Consider the following 18939-nt stretch of genomic DNA (forward strand, 5'->3'; position numbering starts at 1 on the left):
TTCAGCACGCCGTCCGTCGTCGGACCGTTATTGGTCTCGTCGAGCGTCACCGAGCTGCCGACCACCGCATTCGAGATTGTAGGTACATCGTCCGTAATATTGATCGAGATGGTCGAAGTGGATGTATTGCCGAAGCTGTCGGTTACCGTGAAGGTGAACACATCCTGCCCGGACTGCACATTGGCGCCGTCATTGCCCGCCGGAACATTCGCTTCCGGCGACGTCAACGTATAGGTGTAGGTGCCGTCCGCGTTGACGTGTAGGATGCCGTATGTGCCATTGATGTTCGTGCCGACATTGCCGTTCACGTCGCTGCCGATATTACCGGCCTGAACACCGGTCACGGTCGCCCCGTCAGGATCCGAGAAGGTCAACTTGCCCGTCGTCGTCTCCGAGCCGTCGCCCGCATGCGAGCCGTCCACCGTCCCGGGGCCGAGGTCACCGACCGGTGGTGTTGTGTCGATGCCCGCCTCGTTCACCGCCGCAACCTCCGCCACCACACGCGGCTGGCTGCCGGTCACCTCGATCGTCAGCGTCGCCGGCGAGGTATCGCCGTCGCCGTCGGTGATCGTGTAGCTGAAGACGTCAGTGCCGGTCGGCGTATTCGGGGTGGCCTGATAGCTGTAGTCGCCATTGGCGAAGACGGTCAGCACGCCATGCGCGCCGGTCACCGTCGTCACGCCGGCATTGGTCACCGCGTTCGTCCAAGCGATCGAGGCGATCCCGTCCGCTCCAGCCGTGTCCGCCGCGCCGAGACCATGGGTGCTTGTCCCGGTCTCGACATTGCCGGTCACGGTCTCGCCCGACTGCGCCGCGTCCGTGTCGTTACGTGCCGTCGGCACGTCGTTGACGATGTCGATGGTGAGCGTCGTGGAAGCGGGGTCGCCGTCGGAATCGACCACTTGGACAGCGAAATCGTCATGTGTGCTGTTACCGGTGGTGCTGTCGAGCAGCGTGTAGGAATAGGTGTAGCCGGTCCCCGGCGTGCCGGTGATCGTCAGGTCGCCATACTGGCCGTGCACCAGAATGCCGCCGGCCGCGTTCGTCACCTCAATCTGGGTATTGTCCTTGTCGGTTACATAAAGGTGGCCGATCGTGTCGCTACCAGTGGTGATCGCCAGCGCGCCGGTCGTCGTCTCGCTGGTGTCGCTGTTGTTGTTCGCGTCGTTGTCGGCGATTTCACCCGAGCCGGCCGGCAGGCCATGATGCGGCGGAAGGCCGGCCTCGCTCGCTGCGCTATGGCCGTTCGCATCAGGATTCTGCGGCGTCACATCGATGGTGGGCGTCGAATCCGGCTTCAGGTTGATCGTCACCGTCGCCACCGAGGCGTCGCCGTCGCCATCGACGATCCGGTACTGGAAGGTCACGGTTCCTTCTTCGCCAGCAGTCGGCTTGTAAGTGAAGGTGCCGTCATTGTTGTAGGTGACCGTGCCGGCGCCGCCAGTCAGCGAGTTCGCCACATAGCTGACCTTCGCCGGGTCGGTGATGTTGACGCCGTCCGCGCCGGGCACGTCGTTGGCAATCACGTTCACCGTCACCGGCGCGTTCTCGGTTGCCTGCGCGGCAACGTCGTCATGCGCCGTCGGCACGTCGTCAATAATTTCGACGGACAGCGTTCCCGGAAGCGAAACGTCGCCATCGCTGTCGGTGACCGTCACCGTCATGTTGTCGAAGATGGAATCGGTGCCCGCACCGGAATGCTGCGCGCTATGCTCCAGCGTGTAGGTGTAGCTCACCTGGCCGGTCGCGGCGTCGTAGCCGTTGATGGTCAGCGTGTTGCCGAACGGCGTCGCAATGTTGATCGGTGTCGACGCGCTGTTGGCAAGCGCGGCGGCCGAAATCACCTGGTTGTTGATGGTCACCGAGCCGATGCCGTCGGGCGAGTTGATGGTGAAGGTGCCGGTGTTGTGCTCGGAGGGATCGCCGTCGGAGCCGGGCGCCACTACCTCGCCCGAGCCTTCCGACCCTGAGCTTTCCGGCAGCCCCTTCTCGTTGACGCTGGTGTCGCCGCCGCTGGTCGAGGGCGTCAGGTCGAGGATCGTCGGCGTCGAATCGGGTAGCAATCCCGGGAACAGCTCCCGATGGTCCGGCTGGCCGAAGGCAAGGTCCGTCGGCGGCAGCAGCGACGTCAGGCCGAAGCCGTCGCCGATGCCGCCTGCGGGATGTTCGAAATTGCCCCCTGCGCTGCCCGGCGAGCCGTTGCCGCCGGCCGAGATCGAGCCGTCGGCGCCGAAGGCGATATCGACATGGCTGGCCTCGAGCGCGGCGATCAGGGCCACGCGCGGCACCTCGACGTCGCCGAGAATGAAGGTCGGCACATTCAGCGCGGCGTCCTTGATGACGATCTGGGATCCGTCGGGCTGCGTGAGGACGAGATCATGTCCGTCGACCTTGATGTTGTCGATTGACACGCTGGCCGGAAGCTTCACGACATTGCCGGCCTCGACATGATATTCATGCGGCGTATTGCCTGCCGCTGCATTTGCCGCCGGTGCGTTCGCGGGCGCAGCAGCCTTGGCATCGGCCGGCTGGTTTGCGGCCGGCGCATTGGCCGCGCCTTGGGCCGGCGCGCCGCTGCCGACATCGACCGGCACCGGTTCGCTCGCCGCCTGGGCGGCGGTCGCCTGCGCAACCTGCACACCCGTCGAGATATGATTTTCACCAGCGCTGGTGTGCTCGTCCCAGGAATTTGAAACGGCGTCGAATTCGATATTGGTCGTCATAGCTAAAGGCCCTCCGGCATTTCCCGGAAAGAGACATGTCAGGCCCGGGCTTTGCAACAGACGTTCAATCTATTTCATATATTCGAATATGTAGAGAATCGCATTTTTTACACTTGGTAAATTGCGATGATATATCTGGATATGCATGACCTTAACGAGGGTGGGAATGACCGCGCAGCACGCCTTCCGCCTTGGTAAATGTAAGTATAATTTTGAATAAAATTTGACGCAAAATAGAATAGCGTGATTCGCGGAAATTTACCCACCTTCATTTCCGATAATTTGAGACAAGATTGGTAGCGTCCACAGTCAAAGGTGGGCGTTATGAAAATACAAAAAGCAGACCCGACGGGGATCAAGGTACTCTTGCTGGCGATCGGCCTTGTCGCTCAGGCAGGTCCATCGTCGGCAAGCGCGAATTCGGGCGCGGCTCCTGTCCTGCAAGAGGTGCTTGCACCCGCGAGCCTCGGCGGCGTTTCGCTGGCCCGGCCGCTGCCCTGGCAGCCGGCCTCCGCGTACCGGATCGCGGATGTTTCTGTGGGCTACGCGCCGGCAGCGCCTTACGAGGCTGAAGCGCACGCCAAGACCGATCCCGGCATCGACCCGATCCAGACCGCCGCGATCATCCCCGGCGTCTTCGGCTCGGTCGCTTTGTCGATGCGCAACTTCCCGGTCGCGGCGCGCTGGGCTCCTGTCTACAAGGCCATCGTCGATTGCACCGCCGGCAGCGTCTGCGACCGCGAGAACCCGGCTTTCGCCGAGATCGTCAAGATTGCCGGCGACAAGGGCTTTCGCGACAAGCTGTCCTTCGTCAACAGCAGCATCAACCGCCTGATCGCCTATCGCAAGGACAGCGTCGTCTATGGCAAGCTCGACTATTGGGCGAAGCCTTCGGAAATCCTCGAGCATCGCGCCGGCGATTGCGAGGATTTCGCCATATTGAAGATGGCGGCGCTGCTCAGAGCCGGCATCCCGGCGCAGAGCATGTCGCTGGTGGTGCTCCAGGATCGCCGCCGCAAGTTCTTCCATGCCGTCCTGTCGGTGAGCACGGGAAGCGGCACCTTCATCCTCGACAGCCTCGGCAACGCCGTCCTGCGCGACAGCGATCTGCCCGACTATGTTCCGCTCTATTCCTTCAGCACCGATCGCGCCTGGATCCACGGGTCGAAGTCCGGCGCGCAGGTCGCCGACATCGCCGGCGGCTTCGCCACGGTCGCTCCGGGGGAAGGATCGCCGGAACCATCAGTGGCTTCGAGCCTGAGGCAGTAGTTTCGAGCGGTTCAGCGCCTCGCGGAAAATAACACGGTCGCTCTGTTGTCTTCGCGCGGCCCGGACAGTTCCGGAGGAATGCGTAGCTCTAGCCGTTGTAGACGAAAGCCATCAGCAGTTCCGGCTCGGTGACGGGCGCACGCACGGCGCTGAGCTGGCCGCGATAGCGGCGCTCGCCGGCGCCGATGACGAAACCGCTGGTGACCGGCGTTTCGCCATTGGCGTCGAGCCGGGCGAAGATGTCGGGAACGTTGAGGTCGAGCGCCAGCTTCAGGTCCTGGCGCCCATCCTCCCCGGGAGCGCTCGGCAATTGGCGCCGGACCAGTTGCTGGAACGGCGTGTTGAAGGCCAGGATCTTCTTCGAAGAAGACAGCGCGAAGGCGGGCGAGGGGCAGGCGACCAGGATCGCGTTGATCGTGCGGATCGAAGCGAGCTTGCGCAATTCCATGCTTTCCTCGGCGAGGCCGCGCATGCAGGCGACGCGGATCGCCGAGGTGAGGTTGCCCTGGTCGGGATGGTGTTCGGCGATCTCCTCGACCAGCATGCCGATCGTGCATTTGCGGCTTTCGGCCATCTGCTTCAGCGACACCCAGAAGGCGCGCTCCAGCCGGATGCCGCGACGCACGCCGCCGCGCGCCACGACGCGGAATTCGGGGCCGAAATCCTCGGCCGCGAGCGATGGCAGCAGCCTCTCGCGCGAGGTGCCCGGATGGATGGCGCTATCGCTCACTCATTGCCTCCTGACGCGCCTTGTTGATGGGCTTCAAAAGATAGTTGAGGATCGTCTTGCGTCCGGTCTTGATGTCGACCGAACAGATCATGCCGGGGATGATCGAGTAGGTCTTGCCGTTCCTGGTAAGCGTCGATTTGTCGGTGGCGACCCGCACCTGGTAATAGGGCTCGCCCGTCTTCTGGTCGACGAGGCTGTCGGCGGTGATGTTGGAGACCTTGCCCTCGATGCCGCCGAAGATCGAGAAATCATAGGCCGTGACCTTGATCAGCGCCTCTTGGTTCGGCTGGATGAAGGCGACGTCGCGCGGCGAAACCCGGGCTTCGACCAGCAGCGTCTCGGAGGTCGGCACGATGCCGGCCACCACCGCGCCCGGCTGCACGAAGGCGCCGAGCGTGTTGACGTCAAGCGTGTTGACGATGCCGTCGACCGGTGAGCGGATGTCGGTGCGCGCTACCTTGTCGGTGGCGCCGCGGATGGTTTCGTCGACCACGGACAGATCGGCGAGCGCCTGCGTCAGGTCGCTCAACGCCTCCTGCTGCAATTGCAGCCCCAATTCGTTCACCTGAAGCTGCGCCTCGGTGATTGCTCCCTTGCTCTTCTTGATGGTCTCGCCGGCAAGGGTCAGCTGTCCGCGAAGGTCGGTTTGTTCCCGCTCGACGCGGATCTGTTCGGTCCTGGCCATCAGGCCCTTCTTGACCATGGGTTCGACCAGCGCCGCTTCCTGGTCGGTGACGGCAAGGCTCTTGGACAGGCGGTCGGCGTTGGCGGTGGCCTCGTCGAGTTCCTTCTCGCGCTGGTCGAGGCGCGATTTGAGAACCGACAGCTTGACCTCGAAATTGTCGCGGCGCGCGACAAGCAGCCTTTGCTCGTTGTCGCAGATCTCCGGCGCGACCTTTTGGATTTCCGCCGGGCAGGGGAACGACCCTTCGACACTGCCGCTCTGCTCGAACTGCAGCCTGGCGATGCGCGCCTGCAAAGCTCGCGCCTTGGCCTTCTCTTCGCCAAGGCTCGACGTGTTGCCCGAATTGTCGAGGCGGATGATGAGGTCGTTCTTCCTGACGGTCTGGCCGATCTGGACGGCGATCTCCTGCACCACGCCCGGTTCGCTGGCCTGGATGATCTGCGTCTTCGAAGCGGGTATCACCTTGCCGTCGCCGCGCGCGATCTCGTCGACCTCGGCGAACGAGGCCCAGGCCGTGAAGCACACGAACAGCGCCCCGACGATGTAGACGGACGCCGAGGCGAAAAGTGGTGGCCGGTCTTCCCTTGCTAGCATGTCCATACGTTCCGGTCAGGCATTTGCCTTCTGCAGCGCCTGAATGACTTGTTCCTTCGGCCCGTCGGCGACGACGCGGCCCTGGTCGATGACGATGAGGCGGTCGGCAAGTTCCAGCATGCTGTAGCGATGGGTCGACACGATCAGCGTCGTGCTGCGGTCGAACGCCACCTTGAGCTGTTTGATCAACTGCCGCTCGGAAGCGAGATCCATCGAACCCGACGGCTCGTCCAGGAAGACGATCTTCGGTTTGGTCAAAAGCAGCCGCGCGATCGCCACAGCCTGCCTTTGGCCGCCCGAGAGATTGGTGCCACGCTCGCCGACATTCATGTCGTAGCCACGCGGATGCCGCGACACGAAGTCGTCGACGCCGGCGGCCTTCGCCGCATCGATGATCTCCTCGTCCGTCGCTCCCGGCGCCGCCATCAGGAGGTTCTCCTTGATGGTTCCCGAAAACAGGTCCCCGGCCTGCGCGACGATGCCGACCGCGGCACGCACCTCCGAGGGGTGGTATTGGCGGATATCGATGCCGTCGAGCAGCAGCTCCCCCGACGTCGGCAGGAACAGCCGGCCGATCAGCCGTCCCATCGTGGTCTTGCCGGAGCCGATGCGGCCGATGATGCCGACCCGCTCGCCAGGCTTGACCGCGATGTTGAGCCCGCTCAGAACCTCGTTTTCCGTGCCCGGATAGGCGAAGCCGACATTCCTGAAGACCAGCGCGCCGCTGCGGATCGGCCGGTTGACGAAGCCGACGGTGTCGGGGCGGTCCTCCGGTTGCGACATGATCGTGTTGATGATCTTGAGCGACAGCATCGCCTGCCGGAACCGGGCAAGCGTGATGGCGATCTGGCCGAGCGGCGCCACGGCGCGGCCGGCGAGCATCACGGTGCCGATGATGGCGCCGGTCGACACCTGGCCTTCCGAGAACGCATAGGCGCCGGCCACGACCAGGGCGACCGTCACGAATTGCTGGATGGCGCCGGTGATGTTGCCCGCCGCCGCCGAGAGCTCCTTGATTTTTTCCGACGTGTTGGCCGCGTTCTTCGAGTGCTCGCCCCATTTGCGCAGCAGGTAGGCTTCGGCGCGCAACGACTTGATCGTCTCCAGCGTCGAGATGGACTCGACCAGCAGGGCCTGGCGTTGCGACGCCTCGTTCATCGATGCCGCGACCCGCTTGCCGATCCGCCTCTGCGTGATCAGCCCGACAATGACGGAGATGACGAAGGCCAGCGCAGGTATGACCACCAGCCAGCCGCCGATGGCGTAGATGACAGCCAGAAAGACGAAGACGAAGATAGTGTCGATGAAGACGCTGATCGTGTTGGAGGTGAAGAACTCGCGCACGAATTCGTATTGCGTGACGCGGTTTGCATATTCACCCGTCGACCCGGGCCGCGCCGAAAGCGAGGAATTCAGCACTTTCTCGAACAGCAGGTAGGAAATCCGCAGGTCCGCCTTGCGACCGGCATAGTCGATCAGCGACGCCCTGGCCGTCTTCAGCAGCAGGTCGAACAGGATCGCCGCGCCGATGCCGAGCGCCAGCACCCACAGCGTCGAGATCGCCTTGTTGGGCAGGATGCGGTCGTAGACATTCATGGTGAAGATCGGCGAGGCGATCGCCAGCAGATTGATGAACACCGCCGACAGCACCACTTTCGAATAGGTGCGCCAGAACGCCCCCATCGTGCCGGTGAGCCAGTGGCGCCTTTCGATCCGCGCGGCGGTGCCGACCGTCATCTCCTCGGCCTGATTGGCATAGGTGATCGAGAAGGACGTGCCGCCGCTGATATAGCTTTCGGCGAGTTCCGACCTGTCGATCGTGGAGCGGCCGTTTTCCTGTGGCGCCGTCAGATATTGCCCGCCCTCGATTTCCGCCAGGAGGGCGATCGGCAATTGGCTGACGCGAAAGACGATGGCCGGAAGATCGAAGCGGCCGCGCAGGAAATCGCGATGGCTGAAATTCTGCACCTCCAGGCCGATGCGCTCGGCCAGATGACGGATCTCGTCCGGCTCGATGCGCGTCTCCGAAATCGGCACGCCGGCAAACAGCACCGTTTCGGCGCTCGGCCTGCCGAGATAGGCCGCCACAGCGCAGAAGCAGGCTTTGAAAGCCTCCTTGGGCGATAGGATATTAGGTTGCTGGTTCACGATCCGCCCCGAAGGACCGAAGATCGATACTACATCGGCTACTTTTTCCTGACCGGCGCGAGGATGTCGAACGGCAGATCGTTCTTCTGCTCCGACGGCGTGCGCGCATAGGTCTCGGTATCGGCCGTGGCCGGCACACCGAATTCCTCACGCGCGTAGGCCGCGGCCTGCTTGGCCGGCTGGATGTTGAGCGTCTTCAGCAATTCGCCGGTTGCGGCCAGCAGCCGGTATTCCGCGAACAGCGACGCGTAGGACGACGTGTCGGCCAGCGTCGCGGTGTTGAAGCGCGTGTTCTGGGCATCGAGCACGTCGAGCAGCGAGCGCTGCCCGACCTTGAACTGCTCGCGATAGGAGGCGACCAGCTTTTCATTGGTGGCTGCCTGCTGGCGCAGTGTCTTTGCCAGCTCCGCCTGGCGGAAGCGGCGGTCCCATGAGGTCCGGACGGCTTCCTCGATCTCGCGCAGCACCTGGTGCAGCGCAAGGCGCTGCTCGCTGGTGCGGCGAATCTGTTCCTGTTCGTTGGCCTTGTCGATGCCGCCGCGATAGAGGTTCCAGCGCAGCACCACCCGAGCCTGCAGATCGCTCGCGTCGCCATTGTCGCCGTCGATGTCATATCCGCCCCGGGCAACGCCCTCGGCGGTAACCGTCGGGCCGTATTTCGCCCGCGCCGCGTCGACCAGCGAAGCGGCGGCGTCGATGTCGCTGTTGGCCATATGGACGCGCGGGTTGTTCTGCCTGGCGAGCCCGATCGCATCGTCCAGCGACCGCGGCAGGGCGGCTGCGACATCGGCGGGCCGCGACGCGTTGGTCAGCGGCTTGCCGACATTCTTGAAGAAGCGGATCTTGGCCGCCTCGAGTTCTTCGGTCGCTTCCTGCATCCGCGCCTTGGCGGCATAAAGGCGTTCCTCGGCCTGCTGCCGGTCGGCATCGTTGAGCGCGCCGCCTGCGATGCCTTGCCTGATATCGCTGAGGATGGACTGATGGAAGCCGAGGTTCTTCTTGGCTTCGACCACGATCGAAGCCTGCAGCATGTATTCCAGATAATCCTGGACGACGGCGAGCCCGATGAACTCGGACCGTTCCAGAACCCTGAAGGACGCTCCATCGACCCGCGAGGCCTGGCGGTTCAGCTCCGCCCGCCTTGCGCCGCTGTCATAAAGCGTCTGCGAGACGGTGAGGTCTGCCTCGTTCGGATAGAGAGCTTTGTGATCCTCGTCGAGCGCGCGCCGCGTGTCGTTGTCCAGGCGGCGAACGCCGGTCGATGCTTCCAGGTCGACGCTGGGAAGGTAAAGGCCTTTGGCCTGTCGCAGCTCGAATTCGATCGCTTCGCGGTTTTCGATCGCCTGCCCAATCTCCGGATTGGACTCCACGGCGACGGCGACAGCTTCTTTGAGTGTGAGTGCGCTGGCGCTACCACAAGCCAACATTGACACCGTGACAGCAAGCGCAACGCGCCAGCCGACGGTAATTTTACCCGTCCTGGTCATTTCTACCCCGTGACTATCCCCGCGCCATTATGTTTTTATTGGCGCTTATTTGCCCAAGCCTGCCACCGGACCTTTCAGCCAGTATCTATCAGATTTTTTGGGGCCGTGAGCATATAATGGATTAGACACCCGCTAAAATTGCGATTTCCGGCATTAGGGTTAAAGCCTGTAGCAAAAATAGCACAGAAACCGGGCGCGCTCGTCGGGACTCTCCCAGTTCCAATCGCGCAGCGATGGTTATGGTCTGAAAGAAACGGCGAATCGTGCAGCGCCCGTGCACAAGCTCCTGCGAAATCTGCTGCGGCCTTGCAAAGCATGCGCAAGAAAACGCCATTTCAGCCTGGTTTGATTGGCAAACGCGGATCGTTCCCTGTATTGCCGGCCGAGCAAAAAGCCGTGGATTTTGTTGCATGACCAATATCACCCTGACCGGGCTTGCCCGCGATCTTGCCCGACGCGCCGCCGAGGGCAGGCCGGTGCGCATCGGCGTCATCGGCTCCGGCGAGATGGGGACCGATCTGGTGACGCAGGGCATGCTGATGCCGGGCATCTCGATCGCGGCCATCTCCACGCGCCGTCCGCACACCGCCCGTGAGGCGATCCGCATCGCCTATGGCGACGAGGCGATGTCCGCCGAGGCCGAGACCGGCTCCGGGGTCACCCGGGCGATCGAGAGCGGCAGGATCGCCATCACCTCGAACGAGATGCTGGTCACCAACCCGCTGATCGACGTCGTCATCGACGCTACCGGAAAACCTGGCGTCGCCGCCGATTTCGACCTGATGGCGATGGAGCATGGCAAGCATCTGGTGATGATGAACGTCGAGGCTGACGTGACCATCGGCTGCTACCTGAAGCAGCAGGCAGACCGGCTGGGTGTCGTCTATTCGGTCGGCGCGGGCGACGAGCCGTCAAGCTGCATGGAGCTGATCGAATTCGCCTCGGCGCTTGGGCTAGGCATCGTCGCGGCCGGCAAGGGCAAGAACAATCCGCTCAACCACGACGCGGTTCCCGACGACTACCGGGAAGAGGCGGCGCGCCGCAACATGAACCCGCGCATGCTGGTCGAGTTTGTCGACGGCTCGAAGACCATGGTCGAGATGTGCGCCATTGCCAACGCCACCGGGCTGGTCCCGGATGTTCCAGGCATGCACGGCCCCAGGGCCGATCGCGATCAGCTGGCCAAGGTGCTGATCCCGAAAGAGCGTGGCGGGCTCCTGTCGAGGAAAGGCGTCGTCGATTACACGATCGGCAAGGGCGTGGCGCCCGGCGTTTTCGTCATCGTCGAGGCGATGCACCCGCGCGTCGTCGAACGCATGGACGATCTCCATGTCGGCACGGGCCCTTATTACGGCCTGTTCCGGCCCTATCACCTGACTTCGCTGGAGGTGCCGCTCACCGCCGCCCGCATCATGCTCTACGGCAAGCCCGATATGGTGCCTCTGCCGAGGCCGGTGGCGGAAGTCTGCGCAGTCGCCAAGCGCGACCTTGCCGCCGGGGAGACCCTGGATGCGATCGGCGAGACTTGTTACCGCTCCTGGACCATGACCGTCGGCGATGCCCGCGCCGTCCGCGCCGTCCCGGTCGGCTTGCTCGAAGGCGGCAAGGTGCTGAAGCCGGTGAACAAGGGCGAGTTGTTGACTGAGGACAATGCCGTGCCGGACCGGACAACGAGGCTCTACGCCCTGCGCCGGCTTCAGGATGACATGCTCTACGGAACGAAGATTACTTCCCCAGCTCTATCGACCTGAGCCGCGCGGCTTCCACGGCTTCGGTGACGAGCTTCGTCAAGCGGTCGCCGCCCATCAGCACTGCAAGCGCCGCAGCGGTGGTGCCGTTGGGGCTGGTCACCTGCTGGCGCAGCACGCCCGGCTCCTCGTCTGCTTCCGCGGCGAGCGAGGCGGCGCCGAAGACGGTCTGCATGGCAAGCAGCTTGGCGGTTTCGGCGGGAAGACCGGCCTTCTCGGCCGCGACCGTCAGCGCCTCGATGAAGTGGAAGATATAGGCCGGGCCTGAGCCGGAGACGGCCGTCACGGCGTCCATGAGGCCCTCGTCGTCGATCGTCGTCACGACGCCGCTCGCCGAAAGCAGCTCAAGGACGAAGCGGCGGACGTCGTCGGAGACCAGCGGGTTGGAGAAAACGACCATCATGCCTTTGCCGATCGCCGCCGGCGTGTTCGGCATGCAGCGGATGACCGGCGCGAGCTCGCCCAGGATTTCCTCGAAAGTGGCGACCGGCGTGCCGGCCGCAATGCTGAGAAAGCTGGTCCTGCCGTCGCCGAAGCGCCTGTACTGCGCCGTCACCTCGCGGATCACCTGCGGCTTTACCGCGATGACGACGAGATCGGGCACGGCATCGGCCGGAATGCCGGCGGCGTCGGCGGCAGCACGGCAGCCCAGATGTTCGGCGCGCCGGCGCAGTTCCGCGTTGGGCTCGACCACGAACACCGCTTGCGGCTCGAGCTTGGCGGATTTCAGCCAGCCCGAGAGCATGGCGTAACCCATATTGCCGCAACCGGCGAGAATGAGCCTGATCGTCATGAAAACCTCCGAGAAGGCTCTCCTTAGACGGTTGCGCCGCAGTGGAAAAGAGCAGTCGGCGGGAGATCGATCGGCCAGGATTAGTTTGAAAGGCGAACCGGGATCGGCCGCAGCGAGACTTGTCTCAAGCCGAGTACGCCGAGCACGAAGAACAGCCAGACGGGATCGCCGCGATGGAAGAAGAAGCTTTCCAGGAAACCGTTCAGCGCCGTAAACAGCACCACCATCATGAAAAAGTCGCCGAGGAAGATGTTTTCCTTGCGCGCCGGGATGCGCATATAGTCGCGCAAAGGGGCGATCAGGAAGGTGTAGACGGCGACGCAGAGCGCCGGGATGCCCATCAGTACGGCGATGTCGAGATAGCCGTCGTGACCGTGAACGATGGTGCGGATATCCCAGGGCCGGTCGAAGGGCTGGTCCTGGTTGAGCAGCAGTGGCGTCCCCCAGAAGCTTTCATAGCCGTAGCCGGTCCAGGGCTTCTTCGCCAGCATCTCGCCGGCGAACTCCCAGAGCGTCGTGCGTCCGGTGTAGGTGAGATCGGGGAAATAGATTGCCGCCAGATGCTTCACCGGCGCGATGAAGACGATGCCGAGCGTGCCGACGGCGGTCGCGCTGATGGCCAGCGCAAATAGGATCGGCGTGCCGTGCCGCATGCCGATGAGGCTGGGCAGCACGACGATCATGATCGAGAACGGGATCAGCCCGGCGGTCGTCTTGGAGCCGGTGTGCAGCATGAAGATCATCGCCGCGCAGAAGATGCCGGCGCCCCACCAGCGCTGGCCGCGCCGGAAGAGGTACAGTCCGGCGAAGCTGAAACAGGCCATCACCGGACCGGCGATGTTCTTGTGCGTGAAGACGCCGCGCCACAGGCCGGCATGCTCGGGCTCCTGCGAGTCGGCGGTGTGAAGCGCTTCATGCGGGAAGACAACCAGGCCGACATAGGAAAGACCGATCACCACGACGGCGGTGAAGATGACCATCCTGGCGAAGGAATCGGCATCGCGCGGCAACACCAGGATCGTCGCCATGGTGATGATGCCGATCATGGTGAAGGAGGCGGCGCGCATCGCCGCGGGCGGATCGGTGGCAAGCACCACCGACAGGAAGAAGAAGCCCAGCATCAGCGCCCAGGAAGGGCTCACCAGCGAGCGCACCACGCGCGGGTCGGCGAAGGCCAGCAGCGAGAAGATGGAGACCGCGCCGAGCGAGCCGAAGCCGAGTTGGTTGACGATGTCGCCGCCGTCGCCCGTCAGTTCCGCGCCTGCCGGCTGGAAGGGCCGGAACGAGACGATGATGACGGTGAACAGGAGCGCGGCGATAGCCGTCGCCACACCTTCCCTGGTGAAGACGGCGCCAAGCGGCGCGTGCTCAATTCTTCTCAGGCTGCCGGTACTGCTCATTGGCATATCCGAATTCGGCGAGCACCCGGCCGAGCGCGACATAGACTGGATAGAGGCTCGTCGTCAGCGAGCCGGTGCGCGCCAGCCGGATGGCGCCGCGCAGCGGCGAGGCGGCGAGCAGCGCCAGGCTCTTCAGGAAAACCTTGAGGCCGGCAAGCGGCGTGCCGGCGCGCTTCTTCTTTTCGACCAGCGTCGAGATCACGCCATTGCGCAGACTGCGGGCGCGGATCCAGTCGGCCTCGACGCGCCGGGCAGGGACAGTTTCGTTGACCTTTGCCTCGGCGCACCAGCCGAGCACGAGGCCTTTTTGCGCGCACCGGCTGAGAAAGTCGGAATCGCCGCCGCCCATGAAATTGAACCTGAGATCGAGGAAGGGCGGTCCCATGTCCTTAAGCACGTTGCGACCGAGCAGCAGGTTGCCGGACGAATAGAGCGCCGGCACGCGGCCCGTCTCCCGATAGGGCGGCGCGAACACCGGGTGCTCAGCCCATCTGGCATGCGAGGCATCGGCAAAGATGGGTACCTGCGGGCCGCCGACAATGTCGGCTTCAAGTGTCTCCGCGGCGCCGCACATGCGCTCGAGCCAGTCTGGCTCGGCGATCTCGTCGTCATCGATGACCAGCAGGTGGCGAAAATTGGGAAACTGCAGGATCGCCGTCTGCCAACCGGCATTGTAGGCGCTGCAATTGCCGCGCTCATGCGCAATGATGACCATGCCGGGCATCTCGCCGCTTTCGAACAGGGGCAGCACCGCCTTGGCGCCCTCGCGCGCCTCGGCCTCATTTTCCATGACGATGACGGCAAAGCGCCTGCCGGTCCGTTGCGCCTTGAGCGAAGCCAGCGTTTCCAGCACCTGCTTTGGCCGTTTGAAGGTCGGCAGCGTCACGACTGCCACGACGGTCTCGGCGGCAAGCCCCGGCGACCGTCCCGCGATCGATACAGAAGCGTCGGACGGCAAAGGGATCATCCGTTTCCAGCAGCGAGGGTTGGAGCCCTCGATAGCATCGCGGTGATAACGTTTCGTTAATCACCTTGTCGCCCGTCCTTCGGAAAAGCCGGGTCTTCGGCCTTTGACAGTGCCATTTAATCAAGGCTTCACCGCGTTTTGCTACCGGCTGCAGCCAAGGATAGGTGAGATGCATCTGCTGTTCGCCACATCGATCGTGCCTGATGGCGCTCTCGCCTCAGGCTACGAGATTGCCAACGCCGCGATCATCGACGCGCTGCGGCGCGCCGGCGTGCGCGTGACGGTGATCGGCTTCATCTGGCCGGGCAAAGCCCCGTCCGATCCGCAAAACACCGTCGTGCTCGACGCCGTCGAGGTGCGCACCGAAAGCGCGTCGCCGCTGCAAAAGCTTGCCTGGGTGGGCAAGGCGGTTCTCTCCGGTCTTACCTTTTCCTCCGTCAAGCTGCGTGTCGTTGCCGATGCGCAAGTCCGCGACGCCATCGAACGCGCCGGTCCCTTCGACGGCTATGTCCTAAACTCGGTGCAGTTCGCCGGCGCCTTTGAGAAGGTTCTCGCCGACCGTCCATTCGTCTTCGTCGCGCACAATGTCGAGCACCGCTCGGCCGAGGAAAATGCGGCCGCGGCCGGCAGCGCGCTTCAGCGCTGGATGTTCCGCCGCGAGGCCAGGCTCCTCAAGGTCATGGAAGAGCGGCTCTGCGGCGCCGCGCGCTTTGTCTTCACGGTGGCCGAGGAAGACCGCGCGGCACTTGGCGTCGCTTCCGACCGGCGCTCCGCGGTGCTGCCGCTGGTCACCCGTGCGCAGGCGCCGACAAGCAGGGCGAAGCGGCATATCGATTGCGACGCCGCGCTGATCGGCACCTGGACCTGGCAGCCGAACCGCATCGGCCTCGACTGGTTCCTGACCAAGGTCGTGCCGCATCTGAAGCCGGATTTCCGCATCAGGATCGCGGGCATTGTGCCTTCCGGCATCAGCTCGCCGCATCCCGGCGTTTCCTTCGTCGGCAGGGTTCCGGATGCGCAGGCCTTCGTGCGCGGCGCCGCCGTCATTCCCTTGATCAGCACCGCCGGCAGCGGCGTGCAGTTGAAGACCATCGAGACCTTCGAGCTTGGCCTGCCGTCCGTCGCCACCAGTCGCTCGCTGCGCGGCATCGGCTATCGCCCCGACAATTGCGTAGTGACCGACGATCCGATTGCTTTCGCGGCGGCGCTGCAGGCGGCTGCGGCCCATGTCCGCGACGTGGATGGCAGCGCCTTTCATCGCCGCCAGCTCAAGGCGCTCGACGTCGCGATCGGGCTTGGCCTGGAGAAGCTCGGCGCCGTCAGGCAGGAGGCGGCCGCGTGAACATGCACACCGCGCGCGCCGCTTTCGGCTTTGATATGCTCAAGACCATTTTGGGTATTCCGGTGCTGGCCATACGCTGGGACGAGGCCATCGCCTTGCTCACCAGGCTGATCGACGAGCGTCGCTTCACCAAGGTGAGCTTCCTCAACGCCCATAACGCCAACCTTGCCTGCACCGACCCGGTGTTTGCCGAGGCGCTGGAAAACTTCCTCATCCTGCCCGACGGCGTCGGCGTCGACATGGCGGCAAAGCTGCTTTACGGTGCGCCTTTCCCGAGCAATCTCAACGGCACGGACTTCATTCCGGCCTTCCTGCAGGCCTCGTCGCATCCGCTGACGGTGGCGCTGCTCGGCACGACGCGCGCCAATGCCGAAGCCGCATGCGCGAAGCTCTCGACGCTCGCCATGCAGCACAAATTCGTCGTCGTCCATGACGGCTTCTTCTCGGCCGCCGAGGAGCCGGCGATCCTCGAGCGCATCGCCAGGCTGCGGCCGGATGTGCTGCTTGTCGCCATGGGTGTGCCGCGCCAGGAATTGTGGATCGAGCGCCACATCGACAGCCGCCATTGCACGCTGCCGGTCGCAGTCGGCGCCCTGCTCGATTTCATGAGCGGCTCGGTGCCGCGCGCGCCGCTATGGCTGCGCCGGCTGCGGCTCGAATGGCTGTTCCGCCTGTGGATCGAACCCGGCCGCCTGTGGCGCCGCTATATTGTCGGCAATCCGCTCTTCCTGTGGCGCGTCGTCAAGCAGAAGCTGTTGCGTATACCGCTGCCGCTGGAGGCGCGCCGGTGAACAGCCGCTTCGTTCCGGACGCCTCCACTGCGGTCGAAGCGCTGCCGCGCATGCCCTTGGCTGCGATCGTCACCGCAAGCTACGCTCCCGATTTCGAGCGCTGCCGGCTTTTATGCGAAACCGTCGATCGCCACGTCACCGGCATGGCGCATCATTATATCCTCACCGAACATCGCGATGTCGCGCTGTTTCGCCAGCTGGAAGGCAGCCGCCGCAGCGTTGTCGACGAGCGGGACCTGTTGCCGCGCTGGCTGCGCGTGTTCGACGATCCGCTGAGCGGCTTCCGCCGCCGCGTCTGGCTGAGCCTGAAAACGCAGCCGCTGCGCGGCTGGCATGTGCAGCAGCTGCGCCGCATCGCCATTGCCGGGCAGGCAAAGGAAGACGTGCTCGTCTTCTGCGATTCCGACGTCGCCTTCCTGAAGCCGTTCGACGCGAACGCCTTCTGGCGCGACGGCAAGGTGCGGCTGTTCCGGCGTGACGGCGTGCTGGCGAGCGATGGACATGACGAGCATCGCATCTGGTCGCGCAATGCCGGCGCCGCGCTTTGCATCGATCCCTCCAATCCATCGAGCCACGACTACATCTCGACGCTGATCGCCTGGCGCCGCGAGACGGTCAACGCCATGTGCGAGCGCATCGAGAAGGTGCATGGTCGCGACTGGGTCGGCGTGGTCGGCTCGGCGCGAAAATTCTCCGAATGCATGATCTATGGCCGCTATGTCGACGACGTGCTTCAAGGCGCAGGCCATTTCCACGGCTCGGAGGAGTTCTGCCGCGTCCACTGGAACGGCGAGCCGCTGTCCGACGAGGAATTCCGCCGCTTCGTCGACGCTATGGCGCCGGAACAGGTGGCAATCGGCATGCAATCCTTCATCGGCACCGATACCGGCCGCATCCGCCGCCTGATAGGGCTTTCCGCGTAAGGCTCAGATCGCCTTGGCCGGCCGGCGCATGGCCGAATAGGTCAGCAGCATCGAGGCGAGATAAAGCAGCAGGAAGACGATGTTGAGCGACAGGACCAGATTGGCCGTGTCGGGGATGGTGGTCAGCACATAAGTGAGCAGAACCGCCTTCAAGCCGGCGAGCAGGCCGAGATTGATCGCCCGCACCGCCGTCTGGCCGCGCGCGAAGAGCAGCTCGGCCTGATATTCGACGAGGTTGCGCAAGCCCGGCACGCAGACCGCGAGAGCCACCAGCGGCGCTGCCTCGGCGACATTCCTGCCGAGCGCGTTTGGGAAGAAGTGGAGCACGATGCCGAGCGACACGAGCGCGAGCGTCGAGACCAGGAACACGCCGCCTTCGATGCCGCTCTTCACCGCCAGCCGCGACAACAGCTCCGGCGCCCGCATCATGCGCTGCACCAGCATCATCGAGAAGGTGCGGATCGGGATCGCGGTGAGATCGACCAGCCGCATGATGATGGCGTAGATGCCGGCCAGATGCGGCCCGCCGATCGACAGCACCAGCAGCTTGTCGAACTCCATCTGCAGATAGAACAGCACTTCGGAGCTGGCGACATAGATGGAATCGGCGAGCCGCCTGAAATAGAGCTCGGTGCGCAGCCGCAGCCGCTGGCGCGGATAAAAGAAGACGAAGGCGACGACGAGCGAGGCGGCATTGGCGCCAATATAGAACAGCGACCAGACGCCGATCGTGTGCCGCGCGCCAAGCATGAACAGGATCGCGCCGACTGCCCTGAGCGCCGTCGCCAGGATGGCGAGCACGGCCGCCCGCCCGAACTTGCCGAGCCCGTTGTTGACGATCAGCGCCACTTCGACCGGTCGCCACAAAAGCGCCTCGGCGAAGACGACAGCGGCGAAGGCCGATAGCGGCACGGTCCCGGCGAAGAAGATCAGATAGACGCCGTAGGACGCAGCGGCGAGGAACGGCAGCGACAGGACGCCGAGAAGCAGGAAACCGGCGGTGAACGTGCCGATCAGGTTGGGGCGGATGGTGGCGGTGCGGTAGAGCGCCGAAATAAAGCCGAAGGCGAGGATGCGCGACAGCATGATGCCGGCGGCCGAGGCGGTTGCGAACATGCCGAATTCGGTGATCGAAATCGTGTTGGCCAAAGCGATGAAATAGGCGAGCGAAAACACCAGCCGACCGCCGGCGCCGCTGATCGCAGAGAAATAATCGAATACCAGTTTCCGGCGGGTGGCCACGAAGTGGCCGATCCGCGCGAAGCTCCGCCCTTGCGGCATGTCGCTGGCCTGGGTCATACCCGGGCGATAGATAGGCTGCAAAGTTTAACGCGGCGTT

14 protein-coding genes are annotated in these 18939 nt (G+C 64.0%); 5 read left to right on the forward strand and 9 right to left on the reverse strand.

The window, feature by feature from the left end; translation table 11 throughout:
- The coding region (locus FJ423_RS31490) for an Ig-like domain-containing protein (protein ID WP_181174968.1) at window positions 1-2723 on the reverse strand (2723 nt) is incomplete at its 3' end.
- A 324-nt stretch (window positions 2724-3047) separates the two neighbouring features.
- Between FJ423_RS31490 and FJ423_RS31495 the strand changes: the two genes are divergently transcribed.
- Window positions 3048-3992, forward strand: a complete 945-nt coding sequence (locus FJ423_RS31495) for a transglutaminase-like cysteine peptidase (RefSeq protein ID WP_140847426.1) — start codon at window positions 3048-3050, stop codon at window positions 3990-3992.
- Window positions 3993-4080: 88 nt separating this feature from the next.
- On the opposite strand, the gene FJ423_RS31500 is transcribed toward FJ423_RS31495, so the two are convergent.
- The 4 genes from FJ423_RS31500 to FJ423_RS31515 are packed head-to-tail and all read right to left on the reverse strand — an operon-like array spanning window position 4081 to window position 9576.
- Window positions 4081-4722 carry a ribbon-helix-helix domain-containing protein gene (locus FJ423_RS31500; protein ID WP_140847429.1) on the reverse strand — a complete coding sequence of 214 codons (642 nt, stop codon included), beginning with the start codon at window positions 4720-4722 and terminating at the stop codon, window positions 4081-4083.
- Window positions 4712-6001: an HlyD family type I secretion periplasmic adaptor subunit gene (locus tag FJ423_RS31505; RefSeq protein ID WP_095766155.1), complete on the reverse strand. Its 1290-nt coding sequence runs from the start codon at window positions 5999-6001 to the stop codon at window positions 4712-4714. The genes FJ423_RS31500 and FJ423_RS31505 overlap by 11 nt, the downstream gene beginning before the upstream one ends.
- A gap of 15 nt (window positions 6002-6016) precedes the next feature.
- The gene (locus tag FJ423_RS31510) at window positions 6017-8149 is read right to left on the reverse strand and encodes a type I secretion system permease/ATPase (protein WP_140847431.1); all 2133 of its coding nucleotides are present in this window, start codon (window positions 8147-8149) and stop codon (window positions 6017-6019) included.
- Window positions 8150-8187: 38 nt separating this feature from the next.
- Window positions 8188-9576 carry a TolC family protein gene (locus FJ423_RS31515; protein ID WP_224532565.1) on the reverse strand — a complete coding sequence of 463 codons (1389 nt, stop codon included), beginning with the start codon at window positions 9574-9576 and terminating at the stop codon, window positions 8188-8190.
- A gap of 470 nt (window positions 9577-10046) precedes the next feature.
- Here FJ423_RS31515 and FJ423_RS31520 point away from each other — a divergent pair, with 470 nt between their 5' ends.
- A complete protein-coding gene (locus tag FJ423_RS31520) occupies window positions 10047-11387 on the forward strand; it encodes an NAD(P)H-dependent oxidoreductase (protein ID WP_140847434.1) in 1341 nt (446 codons plus the stop codon).
- Here FJ423_RS31520 and proC read toward each other — a convergent pair.
- The 3 genes from proC to FJ423_RS31535 form a co-directional block, all read right to left on the reverse strand.
- Window positions 11362-12177 carry a pyrroline-5-carboxylate reductase gene (gene proC, locus FJ423_RS31525; protein WP_140847437.1) on the reverse strand — a complete coding sequence of 272 codons (816 nt, stop codon included), beginning with the start codon at window positions 12175-12177 and terminating at the stop codon, window positions 11362-11364. The genes FJ423_RS31520 and proC overlap by 26 nt on opposite strands.
- An 80-nt stretch (window positions 12178-12257) precedes the next feature.
- Window positions 12258-13577 (reverse strand): O-antigen ligase, encoded by a 1320-nt coding sequence (locus FJ423_RS31530; RefSeq protein ID WP_140847440.1) that lies wholly within the window; start codon window positions 13575-13577, stop codon window positions 12258-12260.
- Entirely contained in the window at window positions 13546-14544 is a 999-nt protein-coding gene (locus FJ423_RS31535; RefSeq protein WP_140847443.1) for a glycosyltransferase, read from the reverse strand. The genes FJ423_RS31530 and FJ423_RS31535 overlap by 32 nt, the downstream gene beginning before the upstream one ends.
- Window positions 14545-14713: 169 nt before the next feature.
- Here FJ423_RS31535 and FJ423_RS31540 point away from each other — a divergent pair, with 169 nt between their 5' ends.
- Genes FJ423_RS31540 through FJ423_RS31550 form a run of 3 tightly spaced genes read left to right on the forward strand, consistent with a single transcriptional unit; the run spans window position 14714 to window position 17600 of the window.
- Window positions 14714-15886 carry a glycosyltransferase gene (locus tag FJ423_RS31540; protein WP_140847445.1) on the forward strand — a complete coding sequence of 391 codons (1173 nt, stop codon included), beginning with the start codon at window positions 14714-14716 and terminating at the stop codon, window positions 15884-15886.
- On the forward strand, window positions 15883-16677 hold the full coding sequence (locus FJ423_RS31545; protein WP_140847448.1) for a WecB/TagA/CpsF family glycosyltransferase: 795 nt from the start codon (window positions 15883-15885) through the stop codon (window positions 16675-16677). Before FJ423_RS31540 ends, FJ423_RS31545 begins: the two co-directional genes overlap by 4 nt.
- A complete protein-coding gene (locus tag FJ423_RS31550; protein WP_095765647.1) occupies window positions 16674-17600 on the forward strand; it encodes a DUF6492 family protein in 927 nt (308 codons plus the stop codon). The genes FJ423_RS31545 and FJ423_RS31550 overlap by 4 nt, the downstream gene beginning before the upstream one ends.
- A 3-nt stretch (window positions 17601-17603) precedes the next feature.
- Here the strand turns inward: FJ423_RS31550 and FJ423_RS31555 are convergent, their stop codons facing one another.
- The gene (locus FJ423_RS31555; RefSeq protein ID WP_140847451.1) at window positions 17604-18899 is read right to left on the reverse strand and encodes a lipopolysaccharide biosynthesis protein; all 1296 of its coding nucleotides are present in this window, start codon (window positions 18897-18899) and stop codon (window positions 17604-17606) included.
- Window positions 18900-18939 lie beyond the last annotated feature (40 nt).

This window comes from Mesorhizobium sp. B2-8-9 (assembly GCF_006439475.1).
In the GTDB taxonomy this organism is placed as follows: Bacteria; Pseudomonadota; Alphaproteobacteria; order Rhizobiales; family Rhizobiaceae; genus Mesorhizobium.